Source organism: Pseudomonas sp. JE3303, from assembly GCF_056312565.1.
The window spans coordinates 16,294-40,827 of sequence record NZ_JBWGIF010000014.1 but is presented as its reverse complement, the minus strand read 5'-3'; the positions used below and the strand labels follow the sequence as shown (position 1 = coordinate 40,827).

28 protein-coding genes are annotated in these 24,534 nt (G+C 62.7%); 5 read left to right on the top strand and 23 right to left on the bottom strand.

The window, feature by feature from the left end; genetic code table 11:
* Nucleotide 1 precedes the first annotated feature (1 nt).
* The 12 genes from flgJ to AC0ZZU_RS19595 all read right to left on the bottom strand — a co-directional run bounded on the left by flgJ (nucleotide 2) and on the right by AC0ZZU_RS19595 (nucleotide 9,976).
* Nucleotides 2–1,201, bottom strand: coding sequence for a flagellar assembly peptidoglycan hydrolase FlgJ (gene flgJ / locus AC0ZZU_RS19650; protein ID WP_476342892.1), 1,200 nt, complete (start codon nucleotides 1,199–1,201; stop codon nucleotides 2–4).
* An 11-nt stretch (nucleotides 1,202–1,212) separates the two neighbouring features.
* Nucleotides 1,213–2,322, bottom strand: coding sequence for a flagellar basal body P-ring protein FlgI (locus AC0ZZU_RS19645; RefSeq protein ID WP_158460298.1), 1,110 nt, complete (start codon nucleotides 2,320–2,322; stop codon nucleotides 1,213–1,215).
* Nucleotides 2,323–2,334: 12 nt separating this feature from the next.
* Nucleotides 2,335–3,030 carry a flagellar basal body L-ring protein FlgH gene (gene flgH, locus AC0ZZU_RS19640; RefSeq protein WP_476342891.1) on the bottom strand — a complete coding sequence of 232 codons (696 nt, stop codon included), beginning with the start codon at nucleotides 3,028–3,030 and terminating at the stop codon, nucleotides 2,335–2,337.
* Nucleotides 3,031–3,084: 54 nt separating this feature from the next.
* Complete coding sequence (flgG, locus tag AC0ZZU_RS19635; protein ID WP_158460296.1) at nucleotides 3,085–3,870, bottom strand: flagellar basal-body rod protein FlgG; 786 nt, start codon at nucleotides 3,868–3,870, stop codon at nucleotides 3,085–3,087.
* 46 nt (nucleotides 3,871–3,916) lie between these two features.
* Nucleotides 3,917–4,657 (bottom strand): flagellar basal-body rod protein FlgF, encoded by a 741-nt coding sequence (gene flgF, locus AC0ZZU_RS19630; RefSeq protein ID WP_476342890.1) that lies wholly within the window; start codon nucleotides 4,655–4,657, stop codon nucleotides 3,917–3,919.
* A gap of 181 nt (nucleotides 4,658–4,838) precedes the next feature.
* Nucleotides 4,839–5,027: a hypothetical protein gene (locus AC0ZZU_RS19625; protein ID WP_476342889.1), complete on the bottom strand. Its 189-nt coding sequence runs from the start codon at nucleotides 5,025–5,027 to the stop codon at nucleotides 4,839–4,841.
* A gap of 8 nt (nucleotides 5,028–5,035) precedes the next feature.
* Nucleotides 5,036–6,397, bottom strand: a complete 1,362-nt coding sequence (gene flgE, locus AC0ZZU_RS19620) for a flagellar hook protein FlgE (protein WP_476342887.1) — start codon at nucleotides 6,395–6,397, stop codon at nucleotides 5,036–5,038.
* Between the two features lie 30 nt (nucleotides 6,398–6,427).
* Complete coding sequence (gene flgD / locus AC0ZZU_RS19615) at nucleotides 6,428–7,126, bottom strand: flagellar hook assembly protein FlgD (RefSeq protein WP_476342886.1); 699 nt, start codon at nucleotides 7,124–7,126, stop codon at nucleotides 6,428–6,430.
* Nucleotides 7,127–7,142: 16 nt separating this feature from the next.
* Nucleotides 7,143–7,586, bottom strand: a complete 444-nt coding sequence (gene flgC, locus AC0ZZU_RS19610) for a flagellar basal body rod protein FlgC (RefSeq protein WP_476342885.1) — start codon at nucleotides 7,584–7,586, stop codon at nucleotides 7,143–7,145.
* Between the two features lie 3 nt (nucleotides 7,587–7,589).
* Nucleotides 7,590–7,997, bottom strand: a complete 408-nt coding sequence (flgB, locus tag AC0ZZU_RS19605; protein ID WP_476342883.1) for a flagellar basal body rod protein FlgB — start codon at nucleotides 7,995–7,997, stop codon at nucleotides 7,590–7,592.
* 171 nt (nucleotides 7,998–8,168) lie between these two features.
* Complete coding sequence (gene cheR, locus AC0ZZU_RS19600) at nucleotides 8,169–8,996, bottom strand: protein-glutamate O-methyltransferase CheR (RefSeq protein WP_476342882.1); 828 nt, start codon at nucleotides 8,994–8,996, stop codon at nucleotides 8,169–8,171.
* A 50-nt stretch (nucleotides 8,997–9,046) separates the two neighbouring features.
* Complete coding sequence (locus AC0ZZU_RS19595; protein WP_476342880.1) at nucleotides 9,047–9,976, bottom strand: chemotaxis protein CheV; 930 nt, start codon at nucleotides 9,974–9,976, stop codon at nucleotides 9,047–9,049.
* A gap of 68 nt (nucleotides 9,977–10,044) precedes the next feature.
* Between AC0ZZU_RS19595 and flgA the strand changes: the two genes are divergently transcribed.
* The 4 genes from flgA (at nucleotide 10,045) to AC0ZZU_RS19575 (ending at nucleotide 12,601) form a co-directional block, all read left to right on the top strand.
* A complete protein-coding gene (flgA, locus tag AC0ZZU_RS19590) occupies nucleotides 10,045–10,797 on the top strand; it encodes a flagellar basal body P-ring formation chaperone FlgA (protein ID WP_476343099.1) in 753 nt (250 codons plus the stop codon).
* A gap of 153 nt (nucleotides 10,798–10,950) precedes the next feature.
* Nucleotides 10,951–11,262 carry a flagellar biosynthesis anti-sigma factor FlgM gene (gene flgM, locus AC0ZZU_RS19585; protein ID WP_476342879.1) on the top strand — a complete coding sequence of 104 codons (312 nt, stop codon included), beginning with the start codon at nucleotides 10,951–10,953 and terminating at the stop codon, nucleotides 11,260–11,262.
* A gap of 47 nt (nucleotides 11,263–11,309) precedes the next feature.
* Entirely contained in the window at nucleotides 11,310–11,774 is a 465-nt protein-coding gene (locus AC0ZZU_RS19580) for a flagella synthesis protein FlgN (RefSeq protein ID WP_476342878.1), read from the top strand.
* An 83-nt stretch (nucleotides 11,775–11,857) separates the two neighbouring features.
* Nucleotides 11,858–12,601, top strand: coding sequence for a flagellar brake protein (locus AC0ZZU_RS19575; protein ID WP_476342877.1), 744 nt, complete (start codon nucleotides 11,858–11,860; stop codon nucleotides 12,599–12,601).
* A gap of 39 nt (nucleotides 12,602–12,640) precedes the next feature.
* On the opposite strand, the gene AC0ZZU_RS19570 is transcribed toward AC0ZZU_RS19575, so the two are convergent.
* From AC0ZZU_RS19570 to bkdR, 11 genes are all read right to left on the bottom strand, one after another.
* Nucleotides 12,641–13,990: an MFS transporter gene (locus AC0ZZU_RS19570; RefSeq protein ID WP_476342876.1), complete on the bottom strand. Its 1,350-nt coding sequence runs from the start codon at nucleotides 13,988–13,990 to the stop codon at nucleotides 12,641–12,643.
* Nucleotides 13,991–14,134: 144 nt separating this feature from the next.
* Nucleotides 14,135–15,376, bottom strand: a complete 1,242-nt coding sequence (locus AC0ZZU_RS19565) for a glutamine synthetase family protein (RefSeq protein WP_476343097.1) — start codon at nucleotides 15,374–15,376, stop codon at nucleotides 14,135–14,137.
* Between the two features lie 228 nt (nucleotides 15,377–15,604).
* Nucleotides 15,605–16,231, bottom strand: coding sequence for an LbetaH domain-containing protein (locus AC0ZZU_RS19560; protein ID WP_476342875.1), 627 nt, complete (start codon nucleotides 16,229–16,231; stop codon nucleotides 15,605–15,607).
* Nucleotides 16,228–17,427, bottom strand: coding sequence for an aromatic ring-hydroxylating oxygenase subunit alpha (locus tag AC0ZZU_RS19555; protein ID WP_476342874.1), 1,200 nt, complete (start codon nucleotides 17,425–17,427; stop codon nucleotides 16,228–16,230). The genes AC0ZZU_RS19560 and AC0ZZU_RS19555 overlap by 4 nt, the downstream gene beginning before the upstream one ends.
* Entirely contained in the window at nucleotides 17,424–18,599 is a 1,176-nt protein-coding gene (locus AC0ZZU_RS19550) for an FkbM family methyltransferase (protein WP_476342872.1), read from the bottom strand. The genes AC0ZZU_RS19555 and AC0ZZU_RS19550 overlap by 4 nt, the downstream gene beginning before the upstream one ends.
* A gap of 9 nt (nucleotides 18,600–18,608) precedes the next feature.
* The gene (locus tag AC0ZZU_RS19545) at nucleotides 18,609–19,247 is read right to left on the bottom strand and encodes an acetyltransferase (protein WP_476342870.1); all 639 of its coding nucleotides are present in this window, start codon (nucleotides 19,245–19,247) and stop codon (nucleotides 18,609–18,611) included.
* A gap of 2 nt (nucleotides 19,248–19,249) precedes the next feature.
* Nucleotides 19,250–19,999: an SDR family NAD(P)-dependent oxidoreductase gene (locus AC0ZZU_RS19540; RefSeq protein ID WP_476342868.1), complete on the bottom strand. Its 750-nt coding sequence runs from the start codon at nucleotides 19,997–19,999 to the stop codon at nucleotides 19,250–19,252.
* 5 nt (nucleotides 20,000–20,004) lie between these two features.
* Nucleotides 20,005–21,045, bottom strand: a complete 1,041-nt coding sequence (locus AC0ZZU_RS19535; RefSeq protein ID WP_476342866.1) for a ketoacyl-ACP synthase III — start codon at nucleotides 21,043–21,045, stop codon at nucleotides 20,005–20,007.
* Between the two features lie 5 nt (nucleotides 21,046–21,050).
* The gene (locus AC0ZZU_RS19530) at nucleotides 21,051–21,272 is read right to left on the bottom strand and encodes an acyl carrier protein (protein ID WP_476342865.1); all 222 of its coding nucleotides are present in this window, start codon (nucleotides 21,270–21,272) and stop codon (nucleotides 21,051–21,053) included.
* A gap of 18 nt (nucleotides 21,273–21,290) precedes the next feature.
* The gene (locus AC0ZZU_RS19525) at nucleotides 21,291–22,418 is read right to left on the bottom strand and encodes a DegT/DnrJ/EryC1/StrS family aminotransferase (protein WP_476342863.1); all 1,128 of its coding nucleotides are present in this window, start codon (nucleotides 22,416–22,418) and stop codon (nucleotides 21,291–21,293) included.
* A gap of 200 nt (nucleotides 22,419–22,618) precedes the next feature.
* Entirely contained in the window at nucleotides 22,619–23,104 is a 486-nt protein-coding gene (bkdR, locus tag AC0ZZU_RS19520) for a Bkd operon transcriptional regulator BkdR (protein ID WP_476342862.1), read from the bottom strand.
* A 196-nt stretch (nucleotides 23,105–23,300) separates the two neighbouring features.
* Here bkdR and AC0ZZU_RS19515 point away from each other — a divergent pair, with 196 nt between their 5' ends.
* A complete protein-coding gene (locus AC0ZZU_RS19515) occupies nucleotides 23,301–24,533 on the top strand; it encodes a thiamine pyrophosphate-dependent enzyme (RefSeq protein WP_476342860.1) in 1,233 nt (410 codons plus the stop codon).
* Nucleotide 24,534 lies beyond the last annotated feature (1 nt).

Genomic DNA, 24,534 nt, shown 5'->3' with positions numbered 1-24,534 from the left:
TTTAAAGTTTCGTTGTGGTACCGAGCGACGCATAGCTCTCGTACGACTTCATCTGTCTTGCGATCTGCGAGATCTTGCTGGCGTAGTTCGGGTCGGTTGCGTACCCGGCCTTCTGCAGCTCTCGCACAAACTGTTCCGGGTTATCGGCAGACTTCACCGCATCTTGATACCGCGCATTGTTCTGCAACAGGCTGACCAGGTCATGGAAGCTGTCCTGGTAGGAGTCGTACGAGCGGAACGTTGCCGTTTCCTTGACGAACTTGCCATCGACGAACTCGCTGGTGATCGCCCGTGCCTTGTCGCCTTCCCAGTTGCCGCTGGCCTTGATGCCGAACAGGTTGTGACTGCTCCCACCATCGGCATCGCGCATGACCGACTTGCCCCAGCCAGTTTCCAGCGCAGCCTGGGCCACCAGGTAGCGTGGGTCGATACCGATGCGCTTGGCGGCTTGCTCGGCCATCGGCAGCATGGTGGCGACGAACTCGTCGCTGTTGGCAAAGGCCTTCTTCGCGGGTGCCAGCGGCGGCTGGGCCACTGCGCGGCCCTGGATCTGCAGGCCGCCAGGCGCTGCGAAGGTTTTTGCCGGCTCCCAGTCGCCCTTGGCAATCGCATCGCCCTGCACGCCTTGGCGGGCCGGCAGCGCGGCGGTGTTGGTCACCGCTGCCGCAGCATTCGCCGATGGCACGATACCGGCCAGAAGACGGTCGGTAAGCTTGCCCGGCAACGCCAGGCGGCGCGAATTGAGCGCGGCAACATCGTTGCGCGCTGTGGCACTCGATTCGCTGCGCACTGGCTCGGTCACCCGATTGCCCCACAGCGCCGGCTGGTTGCCTTCGATGCGCGGGAACGGGCTGGTGTTGGCGCCACTTGCGCCCTTCTGCTTGGACAGCTGGCGCATCAGCACTTCCTGCAGGCCGATACCGCCGCCCTCGCGGGACATGCTCACGGCCAGCTGCTGGTCGTACATTTCCTGGTACTGCTTGACCGTCTCGGTGTTCAGCGGGTTGTCGGCGGCCAGCACATCGCTGGCCTTGCGCGAGGCCTTGAGCATTTCGCTGATGAACAGCGACTCGAACTCCTGGGCCACCTTGCGCAGGTTGCCGTCGCTGTCGCGGTCGCCGACCTTCAGCGAGTTGAGGCGATTGAGGTCGGAGTACGAACCGCTGTCGGCAGTGCTGGAGACCAGGCTCTTGGGATTCATCGCCAGCGTCCTCAGATCACGATCAGGTCGGCCTGGAGCGCGCCGGCCTGTTTCAGGGCTTCAAGGATGGCCATCAGGTCGCTCGGCGCCGCGCCGACCTGGTTCACCGCGCGGACGATCTCATCCAGCGTGGTACCCGGGCCGAACTTGAACATCGGCTTGGCTTCCTGCTCGGCATTGACCCGCGAGCGTGGCACCACGGCCGTCTCGCCATTGGACAGCGGCCCGGGCTGGCTGACGATCGGGTCTTCGGTGATGGTCACCGTCAGGCTGCCATGGGTGACCGCCGCAGGCGATACCTTGACGTTCTGGCCAATCACGATGGTGCCCGTGCGCGAATTGATGATGACCTTGGCCACGGCCTGGCCCGGATCGATCTCGAGGTTTTCCAGGATCGACAGGTAGTCGACACGCTGGCTCGGGTCCATGGGCGCGGTCACTTGTACCGAGCCACCGTCCAGCGCCTGGGCGACGCCTGGGCCGAGCAGGTCGTTGACCTTGTCGACCACGCGCTTGGCCGTGGTGAAGTCGGGCCGGTTGAGGTTCAGGGTAAGGCTGTTGCCCTGGTTGAAACCGCTCGGCACGGCGCGCTCGACGCTGGCGCCGCCGGGAATGCGGCCGGCCGACGGCACGTTGACGGTGATGCGCGAACCGTCGCGGCCCTCGGCATCGAAACCGCCGACCACCAGGTTGCCCTGGGCGATGGCGTAGACGTTGCCGTCGATACCCTTGAGCGGAGTCATCAGCAGGCTGCCGCCGCGCAGGCTCTTCGAGTTGCCGATCGACGACACGGTGATGTCCACCACCTGGCCTGGCTTGGCGAACGCAGGCAGGTCGGCATGCACCGAGACCGCCGCGACGTTCTTGAGCTGCATGTTGCCGGAGCCTGCCGGCACCTTGATGCCGAACTGCGACAGCATGTTGTTGAAGGTCTGCACGGTGAACGGCGTCTGGGTGGTCTGGTCACCCGTGCCGTTGAGCCCTACCACCAGGCCGTAGCCGATCAGCTGGTTGGTGCGCACGCCCGAAATACTGGCGATGTCCTTCAGGCGCTCGGCGTGGGCACCGAGAGCGAAGGTCAGGACGAACGTTGCGGCAATCAGCTGCCTGAAATTGAACATGGGCATCCTGACTCAGAAGGGCCAAAGCGGGCTGAGGAAGAAGCGGTCCAGCCATCCGGGCTGGCTGGCATCGGCAAAGGCACCGGTGCCCGAATAGGTGATGCGCGCATCGGCGACCCGGGTAGACGGCACGGTGTTGTCGGTGGCGATGTCATCGGCGCGGATCAGGCCGGCGATGCGCACCAGCTCGTCACCGGTATTGAGCGTCATCCACTTCTCGCCGCGCACGGCGATGATGCCGTTGGGCAGCACGTCGGCCACGGTCACGGTGATCGAGCCGGTCAGGGTGTTGCCCTGGGCGGCCTTGCTGTCGCCCTTGGTCGAGCGGTCGCCGCTGTAGCCGGCGTCCAGGCTCAGGTCGCCGCCACCGAACGGATTGTTGGTGTTGGGCGTGGCGCCGAACAGCGAGCTCAGGCCGATGCTGGCCTTGCTGGTCTTGCCGACCTGCGAGTTGGCGCTCTTGCTCGCTGAGGTGCGCTCGTTGAGGGTGATGGTGATGATGTCACCCACGCGGAAGGCCTTGCGGTCGCCATACAGGTTCTGCTCGAACCCCGCCTGGTAGATCGAACCGTTGTTGGCCGCCGCCGGCAATGGGGTGCGCGGCAACACCGGCGCATAGTACGGGTCGTTGGGCTTGGCGACAGGCGCAACGCAGCCAGCCAGCAGCACCACGCCACCGAGGGCGAAGACGGATAACAGACGATTCATGACGCTTACCTCATGGTGTAACGGGGTGCTGGAGCGGTCTCGGGCCTTCAGGGCTTAGAGCTGCTGGGTAACGAACGAGAGCATCTGGTCGGCGGTGGAGATGACCTTGGAGTTCATCTCGTAGGCCCGCTGGGTGGTGATCATGTTGACCAGTTCCTCGACAGTGCTGACGTTGGAGTTCTCCAGGGTCTGCTGCAGGGTGGTACCGAAGCCGTTGAGGCCCGGGGTACCTACCTGCGGCGCGCCGCTGGCGGCAGTTTCCAGGAACAGGTTGCCACCCATCGCCTGCAGGCCAGCCGGGTTGATGAAGTCGGCAGTCTGGATGTTGCCGATGACCTGCGCGGCCGGGTTGCCGGCGGTGGTGATCGACACAGTGCCGTCCTGGCCGACGGTAAAGGTCTGGGCTTCTGGCGGCACGACTACCGCAGGCTCCAGGGGGAAACCGTTGGCGGTGACGATCTGGCCATCGGAGTTCAGGTGGAAGGTGCCGTCACGGGTGTACGAAACGGTGCCGTCTGGCTGCAGGACCTGGAAGAAGCCACGGCCGTTTACCGCCATGTCCAGCGGGTTCTCGGTGGTCTGCAGGCTGCCCGTGCTGAAGTTCTTCTGGGTGCCGACGATGCGCACACCGGTACCAACCTGAAGGCCCGACGGCAGTTCGCTGTCCTGGGTCGACTGGGCACCTGGCTGACGCTTGATCTGGTAGAGCAAGTCCTGGAATTCGGCGCGATCACGCTTGAAGCCGGTGGTCGAGACGTTGGCCAGGTTGTTGGAAATGACCGTCAGGTTGGTGTCCTGGGCGGACAAGCCGGTTTTACTGACCCAAAGAGCCGGAAGCATGGTGTTCTCCTCGCGCGCCTGATTTACGGCGCCCGTTCAAGTTTGATTAGACGATTTGCAAAACCCGAGCCATGGCTTCATCGCCTTCCTTGGCCGTGTTCATCATTTTGATGTGCAGCTCGAACTGCCGGGACAGCGCCAGTACCGAAGTCATTTCTTCGACGGCATTGACGTTGCTCGCCTCCAGGAAACCCGACACTACCTTGACGTTGACGTCTGCGTCGGCAGGCTGGCCGTTCTTGGTGTGGATCATGCCGTCCAGGCCCTTGGTCAGGTTGCCGATGCCCGGGTTGACCAGCTTGATGCGGTCAACCTCGGCCATCACCCGTGGGTCCTCGCCCATGGCGCGGATACTGATGGTGCCGTCATCACCGATCTCGACCTTCTGCTCTGGCGGCACAGCGATCGGGCCACCATTGCCGAGGACCGGCATGCCGTTGCCGGCACGCAGCACGCCAAGGGCGTCGATGTTGAGGCTGCCGGTGCGCACGTACGCTTCGCTGCCATCAGGCGCCTGCACGGCGATAAAGCCATTGCCGCTGACGGCGACGTCCAGCTCGCGGCCGGTCTCCTGCAGCGCACCCTGGGTGAAGTCGGTGGCCGGACGCTCGCTCAGGGCATAGGCCCGCGACGGAAAGCTGTCGCCGAACACCGGCATCGAGCGCGCCTGCTCCAGGTCGCGCTGGAAGCCGTTGGTGGATATGTTCGCCAGGTTGTTGGCATGGGCCCGCTGTGCCAGCGCGTTCTGGCTGGCTCCGGTCATGGCCACGTAAAGCATCTTGTCCACAGTCATCCTCCGCTGCACGGGCGGTCGATTGCCGCTCGCCGTTGCTTGTGCAGCCACTAAAGCAAGTTTCAAACCAACTTTCATTTAAATGAAAAAACCCCGTGAATACGGGGCTTTCAGCATGCGGGCGGCAAACCCGACGTCGTAATTACGGCGCCGGCTTGCCGCTGGCGGCAACAGATCAGCGGTCGCGACAGCCGCCGTTGGTGTATGGGCCGGCGAAACGCTTCCAACCCTCGCCCGGGGACCACTGCGAACAGACCAGGCGCCCATCGGCCTGGCTTTCCCACCGGTACCAGGGAGCCGTGCCGGCGTGGGCCTGGAGCAGGAAAACGGTGGCCGCAAGAGCGACGAGAATGGACCTGATCATGTTGCCCATCACGCCATCTGGATAACGGTCTGCATGATGGTGCTTTCAGTCGAGATGGTCTTGGCGTTCGCCTGGTAGTTGCTCTGCGCCTTGATCAGCTCGACCAGCTCCTGGGTGAGGTTGACGTTCGAGCCTTCCAGGGTGTTGGATTCGATCGAACCGAGGGTCCCGGTCCGTGGCGCGTCGATGTCGACTGCACCGGACGAGTACGTTTCCTTCCAGCGTGTACCGCCGACCTGCTGCAGACCCTGGTCGTTGGCGAAGCTGGCGACCGCTACCTGGCCAATGGCCCGCGATTGCTGGTTGCTGAAGCTTGCAAACAGGACACCCGTGGAGTCGATGCTGAGGCTCGACAGCACGCCCGTGGCATAACCGTCCTGGGACTGCGATTCGCGCGCGGTCTCGGCATTGTAGGAAGTGGCGCCATTCAACGACAGCTTCATGCCCTCGGCATTGCCGACCGCGCCGTTGGAGCCCCAGGTGCCAGCGGCATTCTGTGCAGCCGGAACCCAACCCGTCATGGTGAACACACCACTGGCCACGGAGAACGAGGAGCCCGCTGGCAGGCCGGTGCTGTCAGCAGTCATGTTCTTGACGCTGCCATCGCTGTTGAAGCTGATGGTGCCGGTCAGTGGCGTGGTGCTGGAGGGGTCCATCGGATTGCGGCCGTCGATCAGGGTGTAGGTCGACCATTCGTTCGTATCCGTCTTGCGGTAGAACTGCTCCATGGTGTGCTCGTTACCCTGGCTGTCGTAGACCTTGGTCGGGAACGACCGGCTGTAGGTCGTGTCATCGGACGGGTCGAAGGCCTTGTTGGCGACCAGGGTGCCGGTGCCGGTGCCATCGTCGACCTGCAGCGGGATGGAATCGGCCGACGAGTTCAGGTTGATGCCCTGGGCGATCCGCGTGGTGGCCTTGGGGTCGATTGCCGAGGTGTCGATCTTCAGGTCCGTGAGCACGTCCTTCTTGATCACGCCGTTGGTGTCGGCGCCGTAGCCTTGCAGGCGCAGGCCGTCGGAGGTCACCACATAGTCGTCCTTGTCGGTCTGGAAGGCACCTGCGCGGGTGTAGCTGCGCGAGCCGCCGTCACTGAGGACGAAAAAGCCCTGCCCCTGGATGCCCATGTCCAGCACGTTGCCAGTGGTGCCCATGTCACCCTGGACAAACTGCTGCGAAACGGCGGCCAGGCGCACGCCGTTGCCGATGGCATTGTTGCCGGCGCCCAGGCGGTTGGCACCTGCGTACACGTCGGCGAACTCGGCGCGCGACGATTTGAAACCGGTGGTGCTGACGTTGGCAATGTTGTTGCCGGTGACGTCCAGTTGCTTGTTGGCTGCGTAGAGACCGCTAAGGCCGACGTTGAAAGACATGTACTGCTCCTTTTGCCGTTTTGATCGGCCTTAGATTCCGATGGTTTGCACTTTGGACAGGGCGACCTGGCCGAGACCTGCGAGGTTGAGCATCATCTCGCCACCCGTCTGGCTGATGGTGACGCTGGTGACAGCGGCCGGCAGCAGGGTATTCATCTGCATCGACTGGCCATCGACGGTAGTCGTGGCGGTGAAGGTGTAGCTGCCCGGATCGACTGCCTCGCCATTGGCGTTGGTGCCGTCCCAGATGAACTGCGCGTTGCCGGCGGCTTGCGAGCCCATCTCGATGGTCTTGACGGTGTTGCCGCTCGCATCCTTGACGGCCACGCTGGCCGAGTCGATGGACTGCGGGACCACCACCGAGCCGGTGAAGCTCTTGGTGGTATCGACCACTGCCGTGTCGTTCTGCACCACCACCGACCGGCCTACCAGGGAAGAGGCCTGCAGGGCCTGGGACGAACCCAGGGAGCTGGTGATGGTGTTCACCGAGTCGTTGAGCGAGGTGATGCCTTCAAGGCTGCTGAACTGGGCCAGCTGGGCGACGAACTCGCCATTGTCCTGGGGCTCGAGCGGGTTCTGGTTCTGCATCTGGGTGACCAGCAACTGCAGGAACGCATCCTTGCCCAAGGCGCTGTTGTCGGTGGTGGCCGTGGTCTTGGAGGTGCTGGTGCTGCCGGAGGCCGCAAGCACGTCACTGAGATTCACACCGCTGGTGCTATCGATTGCCATGGTTTTCTGGTCCTTGTCACTGACCCAGGGTCAGCACTTTCTGCATCATGGTTTTGGCGGTGTTCATCAGCTCGGCGTTGGTCTGGAACGAACGGTTGGCGGAGATCATGTCGGCCATTTCCTCGACGACGTTGACGTTGGGGTAGTAGACGTACCCGTCCTTGTTCGCCGCCGGGTGACTGGGCTCGTAGCGGGCCTCGAGCTCGCTCTGGTCCTCGACGATGCCCATCACCTGCACGCCCTGCCCACCGCCGTCCTGATCCTGGAACAGCGACTGGCTGACGCCTTCCTGAGCCTGCTGGAAGGTGGTGGCGAAGACGGGATGACGGGCACGGTAGGTCTGGTCGATGCTCGACGAGACGGTCTCGGCGTTGGCGATGTTCGAGGCGACGGTATTCAGGCGAGTGGTCTGGGCACTCATGCCGCTACCGGCAATGTTGAAAACGCTGGCAAGGGACATGGATTATTCTCCGCGCAGGGCCGACATCAGCCCTTTGAATTTGCTGTTGAGCAAGGTGAAGCTGGCCTGGAAGCCCATGGCGTTTTCCGCGTAGCTGGCCTGCTCGACCTGCGCGTCCACGGTGTTCTGGTCGAGCGACGGCGCGGTGGGCGTGCGGTACTGCAGGTTCTGGTCGCCCATGCTCAGGCCTTCGGCCTCGATGTGCCGGGAGCTGGTTCGCTCCAGGGCGAAGTGGCCGCCCTGGCGCTTCTCGCTCTCGGCGGCCAGCACGGACGAGAAGTCCATGTCGCGCGCCTTGTAGTTTGGCGTGTCGGCGTTGGTGATGTTGTTGGCCAGCACCTCTGCCCGTTGCCCGCGGAAGTTCAGGGCCTTTTCATGGATGCCGAGTGCGTTGTCGAAGCTGATGCTCATGACGGGGAAACCTTCGGGTTGACCGGAGTATGCGTTGGCAAAGTCTTAGCAAGCCTTGTGCCAACTGATCGAGCCCAGGTTTTCCGCGGGGTTTGGAGCGTTGCCGGGGGCGGCAATGTCAGAAAAGCGGCAAGGGATTACCGCTTGGTGTCAGCAAAGCGGCAATCGGGGTCACTTGGCCTTGTAGATGATTCCCGGACTGCACTGGACCATCTGGTAATGATCCGGCAGGCCGTTGAGCGCTTCGGAAGCGCCAAGGAACAGATACCCACCCGGCTTGAGCGTGCTGTGGATGCGCAGCAGGATGTCCTTCTTCACCTGGGCGGAGAAGTAGATCAGCACGTTGCGGCAGAACACGATGTCGAACTTGCCGAGGCTCGCATAGCTGTCGAGCAGGTTGAACGAGCGGAACTCGACGCGGCTGCGGACTGCGGGCTTGACCGCCCAGCGCCCCGGCGCCTTGACGTCGAAGTAACGCTGCAGGCGTTCTTGCGACAGGCCGCGGGCAATGGCCAGGCTGTCGTACTCGCCGCTCTTGCAGTTGGTCAGCATCAAACCGGACAGATCGGTGGCCACGATCTGCGCACCCATCTTCAACTGGCCCAGATTGCTGCGCTCGAACTCATCGATGGCCATGGAGATCGAGTACGGCTCCTGCCCCGAGGAACACGCCGCCGACCAGATGCGCAGGCGCTGGCCAGGGTTGGCCTTGATCTGCTCTGGCAGCACCCTGTTCTTGAGCACTTCGAACGGATAGGTGTCGCGAAACCACAGGGTTTCGTTGGTGGTCATGGCATCGACCACCTGCTCGCGCAGGCCACTGCGCGGCTGGGCCTGGATGCGCTGCACCAGCTCGGTCAGTGACTTGATGCCCTGCTGCTCCAACAACTTGTTGAGGCGGCTGGAGACCAGGTACTGCTTGTTCTCGCCCAGCAGGATGCCACAGGCTTTTTCCAGGAAGACCCGGAACTGCTCGAAATCCAAATTACCCGTAGACACTGGTGCCGCCTCTCAAATCGTCTGTAGCGCCAAGGAAAGCCCCCTGGCGATTAATGCGTAGCCTTGATGCGGTCGACCACTCGCTGCGCCAGGTCATCCGGCTTGAACTTGGCCAGGAAGTCATCGGCGCCCACCTTCCGCACCATGGCATGGTTGAACACGCCAGACAGGGAAGTATGCAGGATGATATGCAGTTTTTGCATACGAGGGTCGCTGCGAATCTCCGCGGTCAGGGTATAGCCGTCCATCTCCGGCATTTCAATGTCCGAGATCATCATCAGGAACTCGTCTTCCGGACGCTTGCCCTCATCCACCAGCTTGCGCAGGTACTCCAGGGCCTGTCGGCCATCGTTGAGCGCCACCACTTCGACGCCCACGGTCTGCAGGCAACGGCTGACCTGCTTGCGCGCCACCGAGGAGTCGTCCACGGTCAGCACGCGCAGCATCACGGCCTTGTCCTGCACCTCGGCATCGACCACGCCTGCGGAAATCGTCTCCGAGGTCGGTGCCACTTCGGCCAGCACCTTCTCGACGTCGATGATGTGCACCAGCTTGTTGTCGACCCGGGTAACCGCCGTCAGGTAGTGATCGCGGCCGGTGCCCTTGGGCGGCGGATGGATCTCTTCCCAGTTCATGTTGACGATGCGCTCGACCGAGTGCACCAGGAAACCCTGGGTCTTGGTGTTGTACTCCGTGATGATCACGAAGCTCTTGCGCGTCTCTTCCTTCAGACCGGGCAAGCCGGTCGCCATCGACAGGTCGAGGATGGGGATGGTCGCTCCCCGGATATTCGCCACACCGCGCACCACTGGATTGGACCTCGGCATCACGGTCAGGGCCGGGCACTGCAGCACCTCGCGGACCTTGAACACATTGATGCCGTACAGCTGATCGCCATTGAGGCGGAACAGCAGCAGTTCGAGGCGGTTCTGCCCCACCAGTTGCGTGCGCTGGTTCACCGAATCCATAACACCAGCCATGCCTGACTCCTTCAAAACGTTTTGAGCTTGTGTACCAAGTCGGCACGAGGATTGCTTTTTTGAGCGCCATGCACATGAAAACGACATTTTCCCGACGACTGACCCGCACCCTTTCCGGCCTTCTGGCCGTGCTGTGCCTGTGGGCACCCGGTGCGCGTGTCCTGGCCGATGCGTTTACCCTGCCTGAACAGCTTATCGGTGTGACCCAGGGGTTTCTTGAGTTCACCGTCGAAGATTATCTGGCGAGCAGCCAGACCGAGGGCCGATACGAGATCCAGGTCAACACCCTGGACCCGCGCCTGCGCATGCCACAGTGCGCCCAGGAGCTGGACGCAACGCTGGAAAGTCCGGCGCAGCCGATGGGCCGGGTCACGGTGCGGGTTCGCTGCAACAGCAGCGCGCCGTGGACGGTGTTCGTGCCGGCCCAGGTGAAGCTGTACCGCGACGTGGTGACCATGGTCCGTCCGCTCAAGCGCGAAAGCGTGATCGGCGCCGAGGACGTGGCACTGCGTGAACGCGATGTCGGGACGCTCAAGCAGGGCTTCCTGAGCCAGCTCGACCAGGCCGTGGGCATGAAGCTGTTGCGCCCGACCGTGCTGGACCAGGTGCTGACCCCTCAGCACCTCGAACAGCCCGAAGTCATCCAGAAGGGTGACCAGGTCGTGATCACTGCGCGCAGCGGCAGCCTGGCCGTGCGCATGCCAGGCGAGGCCCTGGTCAAGGGTGGCCTGAGCGAGCAGATCCGGGTACGCAACCTCAACTCCAAGCGAGTGGTGAAGGCGCGGGTGATGGGACCCGGCCAGGTCGAGGTGGCAATGTAAGAGAACGCTGGCGATGCGGAACCGCATTTCCTAAACTGTGTCAGAACGTCTTGCGCTGGCTTGCTGTCAGGCGGCTTTGCATTAGCGCCTAAAGTTTCTTTCGGGTTGGCCGAAAACAAGGCAAGCGTCCAGACATCCAGAGGTTTTCTGATCATGGTCATCGACTTCAGTCGTTTGAATAACACCCCGTCCACGGGCGGTGTGCGCAGCACTGCTGCGACCGGTAACGCCGAAAAGACGGGCGAGGCCAAAAGCGCCCCACAAGCCGCCGCTGCAAGCGGAGAAACGGTCTACCTGAGCCCAGAGGCCCAGCAATTGCAGAAGATCACCGACAAGCTGCGTGACCAGCCGGTGGTCGACAGCGCCCGCGTGGCCGAGTTGAAACAGGCCATCGCCGACGGCAGCTACAAGGTCGATGCCGACCGGGTTGCCAGCAAGATGCTCAATTTCGAAGCCCAGCGCTGACCTGAAGGCGCGCTGACTTCAAGGACGCAACACGCCAAGAGCCAGCCATGCACGACACTACCCTGCTGCAATTGATCGAAGACGACATCGCGCCAACGCAACACCTGCTCGAGCTGCTCGAAAACGAAGCAGTTGCCTTGCATGGCCGCGACATGGTGCTGCTGGAGAACATCCTGGCGCGCAAGCAGTCGCTGATCGTCTTGCTTGACCAGCAGGGCCAGCGGCGCAACCACCTGCTCACCAGCCTGGGCCTGACCGCCAACCGCGCGGGCGTGCAGGCAGTGGCCGCGCAGTCGCCAAATGGCGCGCTGATGCTGCAGCAGCTCGATGTGCTTACCCAGCTGATGGACGCCTGCCAGAAGGTCAACGAGACCAATGGCCGGATCATCCAGATGCAGCAGCACGCCACGGCCACCCAGATCCGGATCCTCGGGGGAGACGCGCCGTCGCTCTACGACAGCCGTGGGACCACCTCGCCAATGGCCAAGCCCCGGGCGCTCAGCCAGGCGTGATTAACGCTATTCAAGTCACGGAAGATACTGGCAAAATGCCGTTAATTGCGTGTGTGTCGTTTTTGCCTGGAGATTGAAGACCCGTGTTCACTGAAGCCGATGCTCCGCAACCGCCCAAGGTGCTGGACACTCCTTTGGAAATCGCTGCCAACCTGCGATCGCTGCTCGAGAGCCACGACCCGCTGATCGTCACGTTTCCCGAGCGCAGCCAGCGCTTCCAGAGCTACGTCGTGCACGTCGACCGCGACACCAACAGCTGGGCGCTGGACGAGATGATCCCCCGTGACGGCGAACGTTTTATCGAAAATGGCGAGCCGTTTCGCATCGAAGGCTTCCATGATGGCGTACGCATCGCCTGGGAATGCAACAGCCCACTGACCATCACGCAGATCGACGGCAATCGCTGCTACAGCGGTGACCTGCCGCTGGAAGTCACCTACCACCAGCGCCGCAACGCCTTCCGCGCCGCGTTGAAGCTGTCGCAACTGGTTGATGTCGTGCTTGATGGCAGCCGCCTCAAGGGCACTGGCCCCCTGCGCGGCAAACTGCTGGATATTTCCGCCACCGGCTGCAAGCTGCGTTTCGAGGGCAATATCGAGGACCGCCTGCAACTGGGCCAGGTCTACGAAAAGTTCGTCGCCGGCAATCCGTTGAGCTTGAGCCAGACCATGGTCGAGCTGCGCCACCTGCATTATGAAGAGCGCATCAACACCACGTTTGCCGGGGTTCGCTTCCACAACCTCAACGGCCAGATGCAGCGCAAGATCGAAAGCTTCGTCTACCAGCTGCAGCGCGAAGCGCGCCGGTTCGATCAAGACGACTACTGACAGAAAGACCGCGGGGCAGGCCCTGCCCCGCGGTCATCTTCAGACCTGAGGCGGCTTGCCCGCATCGTTGGCTACGGCCTCCTCCTCCAGCTCCGCTGCTTCCTGCTCGGCTTCGGTGTCTTCCGCCGCGACCGGGGCCTGCATCTGGTCCTGCACCACCTGCTCATCGACCCGTGGGTCAAGCGCCGCCGACAAGGGCGAGCCCGCTGCCGGCATCGCCACGTGATGCAGCGGCGCGTCGTCGACCTGGTGCAGGCCGGTGACGGCTTTCGGCCGGATCCGCCAGACCAGCACCAGGGCAAAGAACACGAAGAAGGCATAGAGCATCTGCGGGCCGAGCATCTTCATCAGCACACCGGCCGCCAACGGACCGATACTCGCGCCCACCCCGTAGGTAACCAGCAGCATGGCCGTCAGCGACACCCGCCGTTCGCCCTCGACATGGTCATTGGAAAACGCCACCGCCAGCGGATACAGGCAGAACTGCAGCAGCGAGATCACGAAGCCGATGCCGAACAGCAGCTCCAGCGGCACGTTGGGCAGGATCGCCAGGGGCAACGCTGCCAGCGCCAGGCCCACCGCCGCACTGCGGATCAGCAGGGCCCGGTCATAGCGATCGGACAGCCAGCCCAGTGGCCACTGCACCACCAGCCCGGCAAAGATGCAGCACCCCATGAACAGACCGACCTGCTCGGTGGTCAGCCCCTGCCCGGTCGCATACACCGGCGCCAGGCCGTAGAACGAGCCGACGATAAGGCCTGAACCCAGCACCGTGCTGAGCGATTGCGGTACCCGCTTGATGAAGAACTTCGGGTCCATCGGGGCCGGATGCAACGGCGCGGGGTGGATGCGGCGGGTCATCGCCACCGGCACCAGGCACAGTGCAAAGCACATCGCGACCAGCATCAGCAGCTCTGGACCCAGGCCCGGATGCACTACCAGCACCAGCTGGCCAAGCACCAGGCCCAGGTAGGAGGCGATCATGTAGCCGCTGAACACCGCGCCCCGCTGACGTGCCTCTGCCTGCTCGTTGAGCCAGCTTTCGAGGACCATGTACTGGCACATCATGCCCAGGCCGACGATCATCCTCAGGCCTACCCATGCCGGCAGCCAGTCGGTCATGCCGTGGCCCAGCACCGCCGCGCCGACGATGCCGGCGCAGGTGGCGTAGGCGCGGATATGCCCGACCCGGGCAATCAGCCGGTGACCGATCTTGCCGCCCAGGGCCAGACCGAAGTAGTTGGCCGCCATGAGCGCACCGACCCACAGGCTGTCGACGTTTTCGGCCGCCAGGCGCAAGGCCAGGTAGGTACTGAGCAGACCAGAGCCGATCAACATCATCAGGGCGGCGAAATACAGCGAGCGAAATGACTTCCAGATCTGTCGCATCAGCGTCCCGGAGGGCTCCTTGGTGCAGGTGGAGAACTGTTCGAAGCATAAGGGCAAACGCTCGACGGCGCAGGCCCCGCGCTCAAAAAAAACCGCTTAGGGTCGCGCCCGGACCGGTTTGTGTCTTCGCCGGCAAAATCCGGCTCAGGCCTGGGCCGCCAGCACGCGCCGCTCCCACGGAGTGATCTCATTGAAGAAGTCGGTCAGCTCCAGCGTCTTGGTCGCGACATAGCCTTCGATGAACTCGCCGCCGAACAGTTCCCGTGCCAGCGCGCTGCGTTTCAGGCGCTCCAGCGCCGCATGCAGGGTGCACGGCAAGCTCAAGTGATCGGGCACCACGAATTCGCCCTGGATGGCCGCGCTGGGCTGCAGTCGTTGCTCGATGCCGTGCAATCCGGCCGCCAGGCTCGCGGCGATCGCCAGGTAAGGGTTGGCGTCGGCGCCCGGCAAGCGGTTCTCGACCCGGCGCGCCACTGGAGCACTGGCTGGGATGCGCAGCCCGGCGGCGCGGTTGTCCTCGGACCAGCAGGCATTGTTGGGCGACGCGTAGGGATGGCACAGGCGCTGGTACGAATTGACGTTCGGCGCGAAAAGCGCGGTGAAGTCGGCCATGCAGGCCTGCAGCCCGCCGATGAAGTGATGGAAAGTGTCTGTCGGCAAGCCGTCGCTGTCGCTGAAGACATTGCGGCCACTGCCGATCTCCACCAGGCTCTGGTGGATGTGCATCGAGCTGCCCGGCGTGCCCGCCAGCGGCTTGGCCATGCACACCACGGTGAGGCCATGCTTGAGCGCCACTTCCTTGAGCAGGTGCTTGAACAGGAAGGTCTGGTCGGCCAGCAACAGCGGATCACCGTGCAGCAGGTTGATCTCGAACTGACTGACGCCCATCTCGTGCATGAAGGTATCGCGTGGCAGGCCCAGCTCGGCCATGCAGCGATAGACCTCGCTGAAAAACGGACGCAGGCCATTGTTGGAGCTGACGCTGAACGCCGAGTGGCCCATTTCACGCCGGCCGTCCTTGCCCACCGGCGGCTGGAAGGCCAGCGAAGGGTCGGCGTTTGGCGCAAAGACGAAGAACTCGAGCTCCGTCGCCACGACAGGCGCCAGGCCCCGCGCCGCATAGCGTGCAATCACTGACTTGAGCAGCCCGCGCGTGGACAGGCCCGAGCGCTCGCCCGTCAATTCATTGGCATCGCAGATAGCCAGCGCGCGGGGTTCATCGCTCCAGGGCAGGCGGAACGTCTGCTGCGGGTCGGCGACAAGCGCCAGGTCGCCATCATCGCTGCCATAGAACCGTGCCGGCGGGTAGCCGCCCATGATGCATTGCAGCAGCACACCCCGCGCCAGTTGCAGGCGGCGGCCTTCAAGAAAGCCCTCGGCGGTCATCACCTTGCCGCGCGGCACGCCGTTGAGGTCTGGCGTGACGCACTCGATTTCATCAATGCCCTTCAATCGCTCGGCGAATGAATGCTGGCCATTGGTCGTCATGACACTGTCCTTATTGTTTTCGCATGCCGTGAACGGCGATGGCTAAACATAGGCTGGAGGTGTTTGAAAGATCAAGGGCATTGCAGTTGCGCCCGCCGCTCACCGGCTTGCGAAGTCATGGCGGGGTCAGGCGCCTGGCAATACGCGCACAGGCGATTCGAACATCGGCGAGTAGAAGGTCATGTCCGCGATACTGCCGCTGTAGTGGCGCTGCAGGTTCAAGTAACAGTGGGCCCCTACCCTCGTCATCCGCGCCAGGCTCGAGTTGGCGCATATTGTGGTGAAGTCCCCCACGCTGGCGCCCTCTCGAATGGCTACGTTGGCCTCCAGCGTCACGAAGCGGCCCAGTACCACATCTTCGCTGAGCACCACGTTGGGCCTCAGTACGGTATAAGCGCCCAGCGTCACGTTCGCACCGATCACGCAGCCGCTGGCAACGATCACGTTGTCGCCCAGTACGGCGCTGGGGTCGATATCCGCACGAGGGGATATCACAGATGCCGGCTCATAGCCCAAGGCCACGATCTTTTCCTGCAGGGCACGCCGCACGTCGTTGATGTAGAACTCGTTGACCGCCACGCAGACTTGCCATTGCCGCGGGTCGAAATCGGCAAGGCCAGACAGGTCGAAGTGGTAGTAATCGGTTGACGGTACCGCCAGCATCTCGACGCGCCGCTGTGGCCAGGCCTGCTGGGCGGTTGCGTGGATGCCACGCAGTGAACTGTCAGGTCCCAGGACCAGCAAGGATTTCATCGTTCGTCCTCTTCGAGCAGACGTTGCATGTACCACTCGCCCACCGCTGCCAGCGGTGCCTCATGGTCTCCCATGATGCCGACCGTGGAGGCACTCTTGAGGGCTTTTTGCAGTTCGGTCAGCAAAACGGTGTCTTCGTCGATCACGCGCTTTTCGGCGTGATGAATACCCCACAACAGATGGGGTTGAGACGGCGTGTCGGGTTTGAGCCGGGAGGTGAACACCCAGGAATGGTATTCAATGCTGTCCGGTCCTGTGGGTACATACTGCTGAACATAGAAATGCTCGCCGTGGATAGACCCGAAGTTCACGTTAGGGAACAGATTGCAGGCAAAGAACGCTCCCATGTCGCAAGGCGATTCCAGCAAAGGAGAGAACCACCGGGGCGCATAGGGCATCGAGGAACGCCCGAAGAACGAAATGTCCTTCAACTGCACCTTGGACGCGTGGATTGCCGCAGCGGCCTCGACGCTGAATGTATTCTTGTCAACGGCCTCGGCGCCCTCCCCTTCGCGACCCTGAGCAAATAGCAACGAGACAACTTCGGCAGGCGCCTCGAACGTCCCATCACTGGCAAATTGCAGCAGGGGTGCCAGTGTCTGCGGGTGAACAAACTGGGCATGGTTCCAGTCGAGAATGTTCTCGTAGTTCAGCTTCCAGTTGTAATGATTGACGAACCGGGCATACGACACCTGTGGCGCAAAGTACGCCGAGCTGCTCGTCAATACATTCAATACTTCGCTTGAGAACTGCTCGGTGATGGGCAGGGGATGTTCGGACAGATTCACGAACACGAAGTTGCCGACGACCTCCAGGGCATAGCGCTGCAGCCTGGCACCGTCCTTCTGCTCCTTGCACATGTTGTAGATCCCGGCATTCGGGATCCCGCGCACCGCGCCGTCTTCGCGATAGCCCCACCCATGGTAGGGGCAGACCATCTTGCGGACACCGTGGTCGGCCGTCTGCAACGGCATGCCCCGGTGCGCGCAGGCGTTGCGGAACGCGCGCAGCTCGCCCTTGATGTTCTGCACCAGCACTGGCGTGCCGCTGAAATTCCGGGTGATGAAGCTGTCTTCGGCCGCAAGCTGCTGGGTCAATCCTGCCAGCAGCCACAACTGTCCGAAGATCGCCTTCTGTTCGCGATCGAACCAGTCCTGCTCGGTGTAACAGGCCGGGGACAAGACCGGCTTGATCATGGGCGAGCCTCGGCATACAGGATGCTGTCGTAGTAGTAGTACGAGTGATGGCGAAGGCGGAGCTCGTAGGACGGCTCGATATCATCGAGCAGCCTGACGATGTCCAGCAGGTCATCCGCATAGTGATACCCCGTCACGGCAAGCCTCGGCCGATGGGTCGAAATCAGCTTGCGAGCACCGCGCAGCACGCAGGTCTCATGACCTTCGACGTCCATCTTGATGAATGTCGCGTAGTCGACGACATCATCCAGCGGCATCGCCTGGATCTCGACGTTGCCCTCCAGGTCGATCCGGCTCCCCATGGTGCCGGTCTGGGCGAACTTCAGGGTCGAGGGAGCATCGGACAGCGCCATGTTGTAGGCATGGAAATTGTCGAGGCTGGCGAAATAACCGCGCTTGAGCGCCGAGTGATTCTGGATGTCCGGCTCGAAGGCATGAATGGCCTTGTACTGCCAGCGGGTGGCGGTCAGGAACTTGCCGATCGTAGTGCCTACGTGGGCGCCCACGTCGACCAGCACTTCATCGCTGCCCAGCTTGAAAGTATCCACATCGCCAGCCGCATAGGGCGCGAAGTACTCGTTCTCGAGGCTGCACAGCACCGGCAGAACAGCCTTGCGGTCAAGCGTGAAGCGCAGCTTGAGCAAGGCTGCGAGGGTCTGGATGCTCAGGGGATCGTTGAAGCGCCGGGCCAATGCGCAGTATTCGTCCAGGCGTTCCAGCGTCGCAGTGCGCATATGCGCGGCTGTCTGGTAGATCACTGGCAACCCGAAGTAGTCGAGCACCGGGATGATGTCCAGCTCTTGCACGCCAGCGCGTTGCGACGCCTGCGAGAAAAAGCCCGCGGCAAATACCGAGTTGCCAAGGTTCACCGAAACGCCGCCCAGATGAGCGCGTGCATCGGCAACGAAGCCTTCGGTGCTGAGCACCGGTGACTGAGCGAACGACTCACCGCGGCTGGCGAGACCGTCATCCACGCAGAAGGTCTCGATGCCCATCTCGGTCAGCCTGGCGGCGAAGGTCGCGGCAAAGCTGGCACCCAGGAACGAGGTAGGGCCCAGCAAGTAGACGCGTGTGGCCTGCTTGATGACGTCCACATGGCTGTCATCGAATGCGGTCTCGGCCAATACGGAGATATCTGCTTCAAACTGGCTCAAGGCCTGATCACGGTTCACGCTGAATCCTCATTTGGAAAATATGGCCCGTGCCGGGTTACCGAACACGGTGACGCCCGCAGGCACGTCCTTCACGACAACCGAACCGATGCCAACGGTTGCGCCGTCACCGATGCGGACATCCTTGGCAATGGTGGCGCGCGGATGGATGCTGACCCCGTGCCCGACGGTCACACCACCGGCCAGGAATACCCCGGCACCCAGCATGGCGTGATCGCCGATGGTCACGTCATGCCCCAGCACCACGTAGGTGTCGATGTAGACACAGCGACCGATGACGCTGTCGACCGATACCACCGCACCCGGCGTCAGGAACGAACCTGCACCGACGCGTGTGCGAGCACCGATGAAGGCGGTTTCGCAATAGCTGACAAGCTCCGCACCCTGCTCCAGCAGGGGTGCGAGCAAGCGCTCGCGCCAGCCGGGATCGCCAACCGCGGGGATGAACACCTGGTCCGCCTGCACGACATGGTCGACCGGACTGCCCAGCACCGGCACCGGGATATCCTCCGGCAAGGTGAGATCTGGCCGCGTGTCGAGAAAACCGGCGAAGGTGTAGCGCTCGCAGAATGCCGGGTCGTTGACCAGGACGTTGTACACCACCCTGCCCAGGCCCCCGGCCCCCACAATGATCAAGTTCTTGCGCATGGTCATTCCACCGTATGGCCGCCGTCGAGCACCAGCGCCCTGCCGGTGATCCAGCGACTTGCCTGGGACAGGAAGAAGATCGCGGCATTGGCCACATCCTCTGGCTGGCCGATGCCCAGTGGGTATCGGGCCACGGTGGCATCCAGGTTCCCCGTGGTGGCCAGCGCTGCGTCGAGCATGGGCGTCTGGACAAAGCCGGGCGCCAGGCAATTGACCCGTATCTTGCGAGGCGCAAGCTCTATCGACAAGCTGCGGGCGAGCCCTTCGACAGCGGCTTTGCTCGCAGAGTAGGCTCCCACGCCACGCACGCCGATGTGAGCGGAGATCGAGGAAATGAACACGATCGATCCGCCATTGCGTACTGCCTGGCGAGCGAGCAGATAGCGCGTCAACAGCATCGGCGCAATCACGTTCGTCGCCAGCTGGCTCTCAATATGCTCGCGGCTGGCCATGCGCAATGGCGACAGGGCCGATATGCCGGCGCTGTGCACCAGGCCGTCGATCCTGCCGACCTCCTTGCTCAACGCATCAACCTGCGCTTCGTCGTTCAGGTCGGCGACCAGCATCCGGTGCGGCGCGCCGCCCAGCTCGTCGAGCAGTGCCTGCAAACGCTCACTGCTGCGCCCGGTGACCACCAAGGTCGCGCCAGCCCCGGCGCAGCTCAAGGCGATCTGCCGGCCGATGCCCGACGAGGCGCCGGTCACGAGGATGGTTCGCTCGTGCAGGCCGAAAGCACTCAATACGGTATCCATGGCTGTCATGCCTCGATCAGTTCGGGGAACCTGGCCCCGCTGATATCGACCAGGCAGGTACCCCACGACAAGCCGATGCCAAAGCCGCAGAGCACAACCCGGTTGCTGTGGCCATCGAGTTGTTCACGAATGCGTGCAGTCATGGTCACGGGCAACGAAGCGCCGCTGGTGTTGCCGAAATCGCGCAATGTGGACGGGACCTTTTCAACCGGCAACCCGAGCTTCTTGCGGATGGTTTCGTTGATCATGCGGTTGGCCTGATGGAAGATGAAGTAGTCCACCCCATCGATCGGCGCCTGCGCGTAGTCGAGCAACTGGTGCACGGCGGGCGGCACGCGCTGGGTCGAAAAGCTGAGCACCGCCGGTCCGTCGAGAACCAGGTCCACGGCCCGACGCCAGTGGTCGTGCTCGCTGTTGCGGAATGGAATCAGGTGCTGCGGGCCGACCGGCTCGCGGCTGCCGCCCACAGGCAGCATGATTGCCTTGTGGCCGCTGCCGTCGCTGTTGAGGTCGAAATACATCGGCGGTGCTTCGCTGCTGAATTCCAGCGCAGTGGCGGTGCCTGCGTCGGAAAACAACGGATCGTCCAGCGTACCGGCCTTGTCACCGACCAGCAGCAAGCCTTTCTTCACCGCCCCCGAGGCGATCATCGAACCCAGCAGGTGCAAGCCGAACGGGTACGCCGAGCAGCCCAGGTTCACATCGAAGGCGATGGTCGTGGTGGGCAGGCCCAGGCGGTCCTGTAGGATGATCGCAGTGGCCGGCGCGAGATAATCCGGCGACTGCGTCACAACGATGAGCGCATCGATCTCATCGCGCTGCCACTGCAAGGTGTCGAGCAGCTTTTCCGTGGCTTCGAAGGCAAGGTCGGAGAAGCACTGCCAGGTTTGCGACAGACGACGGAATTCGATGCCGATGTTGCGTACCAGGCGCTCACGCTCTGGGCGTATCTGCGGCTTGCAGTCCACCAGGTTTGAGACGATACGCTTGGGTACGCACGATGCCATCCCGGCAAATCGAACGTTCTTCAAGGTGGAAACGCCCATTCCGCTTACCCCGCCAGCGCGTAGAGGTCACCAACGGTGACCGCTTTTTCAAGGTGATCACCCGTGATGGTTTTCTTGTACTCCATGTCGAACATCACGATCACGCCCAGGGCTGCCAGCGAATCCCACTCGGGAAGGTCGCGCAGGGCAGTGTCCAGGGTGACGTCTACCGGCTCCTGAAAATCGGTCGCGGTCAGGAAGTTCTCGATGAATTGTTCGTGGGTCATGTCACGCTCTCGCTGTAATTACTGATCAGGCACTGCTGGGGAAAGCGCGGCGGTCCGGATGACCCGGACCACGCGCTCGATATCGTCTTGCTGCAGATCCGGATAGATCGGCAGGCAGATGACCCGCGCCGCCGCCCGATGGGCGGCCGGCGTGGGGAATGTACGGACGGCGTTCTTGTACACCGCCATTTCCGTGACCAACGGATAGAAATACCGCCGGGCGAAGATGTTTTGTGCTTTCAAGCATTCGTAGAGCGCATCACGGGTTATCCCATAGCGCTCGTCGACCAGAATCGGGAAGTACGCATAGTTGGCCGAGTAGTCTTCAGCGCTGGGCAAGCACTGGATCCCCTCGATACCCATGAGCTGGTCGCGGTACTGGCAATCGATTTCCCGGCGGCGCTGCAGGGCCTGCTCGACATGGTTCAACTGGACCAGGCCGAAGGCAGCGTTGATCTCGCTCATCTTGCCGTTGATGCCGACTGTCATGACGGTGGTCTCGTCGACAAAACCGAAGTTGCGCAGTTGGTCTATGTGCTGTTTCACCGCAAGCGTCGGGCTGATGATCGCGCCGCCTTCGAAGGTGTTGAAAACCTTGGTGGCGTGCAGGCTGAGCACGCTCAGATCGCCATGACGCAGAATGCTGCCGCCTGAATCATTGACGCCGAACGCATGGGCAGCGTCATACAGCACGCGCAGGCCATGCTTGTCGGCGATGGCCTGGATGGCCTCGACATCACAAGGGCAGCCGTAGCAATGCACCGGCATGATCGCCGTGGTGCGCGGAGTGATCGCCGCTTCGATCTTCGCCGGATCGATGTTGAAGGTGCGCGGGTCGATATCGACAAATACCGGGGTCAGGCGATTCCAGACCAGGGCATGCGGCGTCGCCACGAAGGTATAGGGCGTGGTGATCACTTCCTCCTGGATGCCCAGCGCTTGCAATGCGGTGATCAACGCGGTCGTGCCGTTGTTGAACAGCGACAGGTAGGGCACGCCAAGAAAACGCGCCAACGACTCTTCCAGCTCTTCATGGAAAGGCCCGTTGTTGGTCAGGCGCTTGCTCTGCCAGATCTGCTCCAGATACGGAAGAAATTCTTCCAGTGGAGGCAGCAGCGGGCTGGTCACCGTGATCAGTTTTTCCATTCGCGCAAGCTTCCCAGTGCGTACTCTATCGAGTGGTTGCCCATCCTATCCACCGGCCGTACAGGCCGGTCACCACGCCATGCGGCGGTGTCAGTAAATCGACACTCATCCAGGCACGCAGCGATAAAGCAATAAGCAGGCCAGTCGCTCCAGGCGCCGAAACGACAAGGCTGACCGTGGGCAGATGTGGTCGCGGAGAACTACCCCCGCAACGTCATCCCGTTCACCGGCAACGGCAATGCCGTCTTGTAGCGCACTTGCTTGAGCGCAAAGCTCGAGCGGATGTTCGCCACCCCGGGAAGGCGCGTGAGGTAGTCCAGGAAGCGCTCCAGCGCCTGGATGCTGGGCAGCAGCACGCGCAGCAGGTAGTCGGGGTCGCCGGTCATCAGGTAGCACTCCATCACCTCGGGGCGCTCGGCGATCTCTTCTTCAAAGCGGTGCAGCGACTGCTCGACCTGCTTCTCGAGACTGACATGAATGAACACATTCACGTCCAGGCCAAGTGCTTCGGGGGACAGCAAGGTCACCTGCTGGCGGATGACGCCGAGCTCTTCCATGGCCTTGACCCGGTTGAAACAGGGCGTGGGCGAGAGATTGACCGAGCGGGCAAGCTCGGCGTTGGTGATGCGGGCGTTCTCCTGAAGGCTGTTGAGAATGCCGATATCCGTGCGATCCAGTTTACGCATGAGACAGATTCACCTGATTCTTGTGTTTATCCGGAATGTTTATCTCCTGGCTTCGCCAAAGGCAACGAAGTTGAGAGAAAAATTCTTCCAGCGGCCCACTAAGATGTAATCAACGCTGACCCTTCGGTCACAAGCCGGTGTCAGCAGCGACCGCTTCAAAGCTCACAAAAACAAATACCGAGCGAGCGTAAAAAGCATGAACGAGTACGCCCCCCTGCGTTTGCATGTGCCCGAGCCTACCGGCCGGCCAGGCTGCCAGACCGATTTCTCCTACCTGCGCCTGAATGATGCCGGCCAGGTACGCAAGCCCCCTGTCGACGTGGATGCCGCCGACACCGCCGACCTCTCCAACAGCCTGATCCGCGTGCTGGACGAACAGGGCAATGCCTTGGGCCCCTGGGCCGAGGGCGTCGAGGCCGATGTCCTGCGTGCGGGCATGCGCGCCATGCTCAAGACCCGGCTGTTCGACAGCCGCATGGTCGTGGCCCAGCGCCAGAAAAAGATGTCCTTCTATATGCAGAGCCTGGGCGAGGAAGCCATCGGCAGCGCCCAGGCATTGGCGCTCAACCGCACCGACATGTGCTTCCCGACCTACCGCCAGCAGAGCATTCTCATGGCCCGCGACGTGTCGCTGGTGGACATGATCTGCCAACTGCTGTCGAACGAGCGTGACCCGCTCAAGGGCCGCCAGCTGCCGATCATGTACTCGGTGCGCGAGGCCGGTTTCTTCACCATCAGCGGTAACCTGGCGACCCAGTTCGTGCAGGCGGTCGGCTGGGCCATGGCCTCGGCGATCAAGGGCGATACCAAGATCGCCTCGGCCTGGATCGGCGACGGCGCCACTGCCGAGTCCGACTTCCACACCGCCCTCACCTTCGCCCACGTGTACCGCGCCCCGGTGATCCTCAACGTGGTCAACAATCAGTGGGCGATCTCCACCTTCCAGGCTATCGCGGGTGGCGAGGCCACGACCTTCGCCGGCCGCGGCGTTGGCTGCGGCATTGCCTCGCTGCGGGTCGACGGCAACGACTTCATCGCCGTCTACGCCGCCTCGCGCTGGGCAGCCGAACGCGCCCGCCGTGGCCTCGGCCCGAGCCTGATCGAATGGGTCACCTACCGGGCGGGGCCGCACTCCACGTCGGACGACCCGTCCAAGTACCGTCCTGCCGATGACTGGAGCCACTTCCCGCTGGGCGACCCGATCGCCCGCCTCAAGCAGTACCTGCTGGCCCAGGGCCTGTGGAGCGAGGAAGAGCACCAGGCCGTCACCGCCGAGCTCGAAGCCGAGATCATCGCCGCCCTGCGCGAAGCCGAGCAGTACGGCACCCTCGGCCATGGCCATGCGCCAAGCGCCGCCTCGATGTTCGAGGACGTGTACAAGGACATGCCCGACCACCTGAGGCGCCAGCGCCAGGAACTGGGGGTGTGAG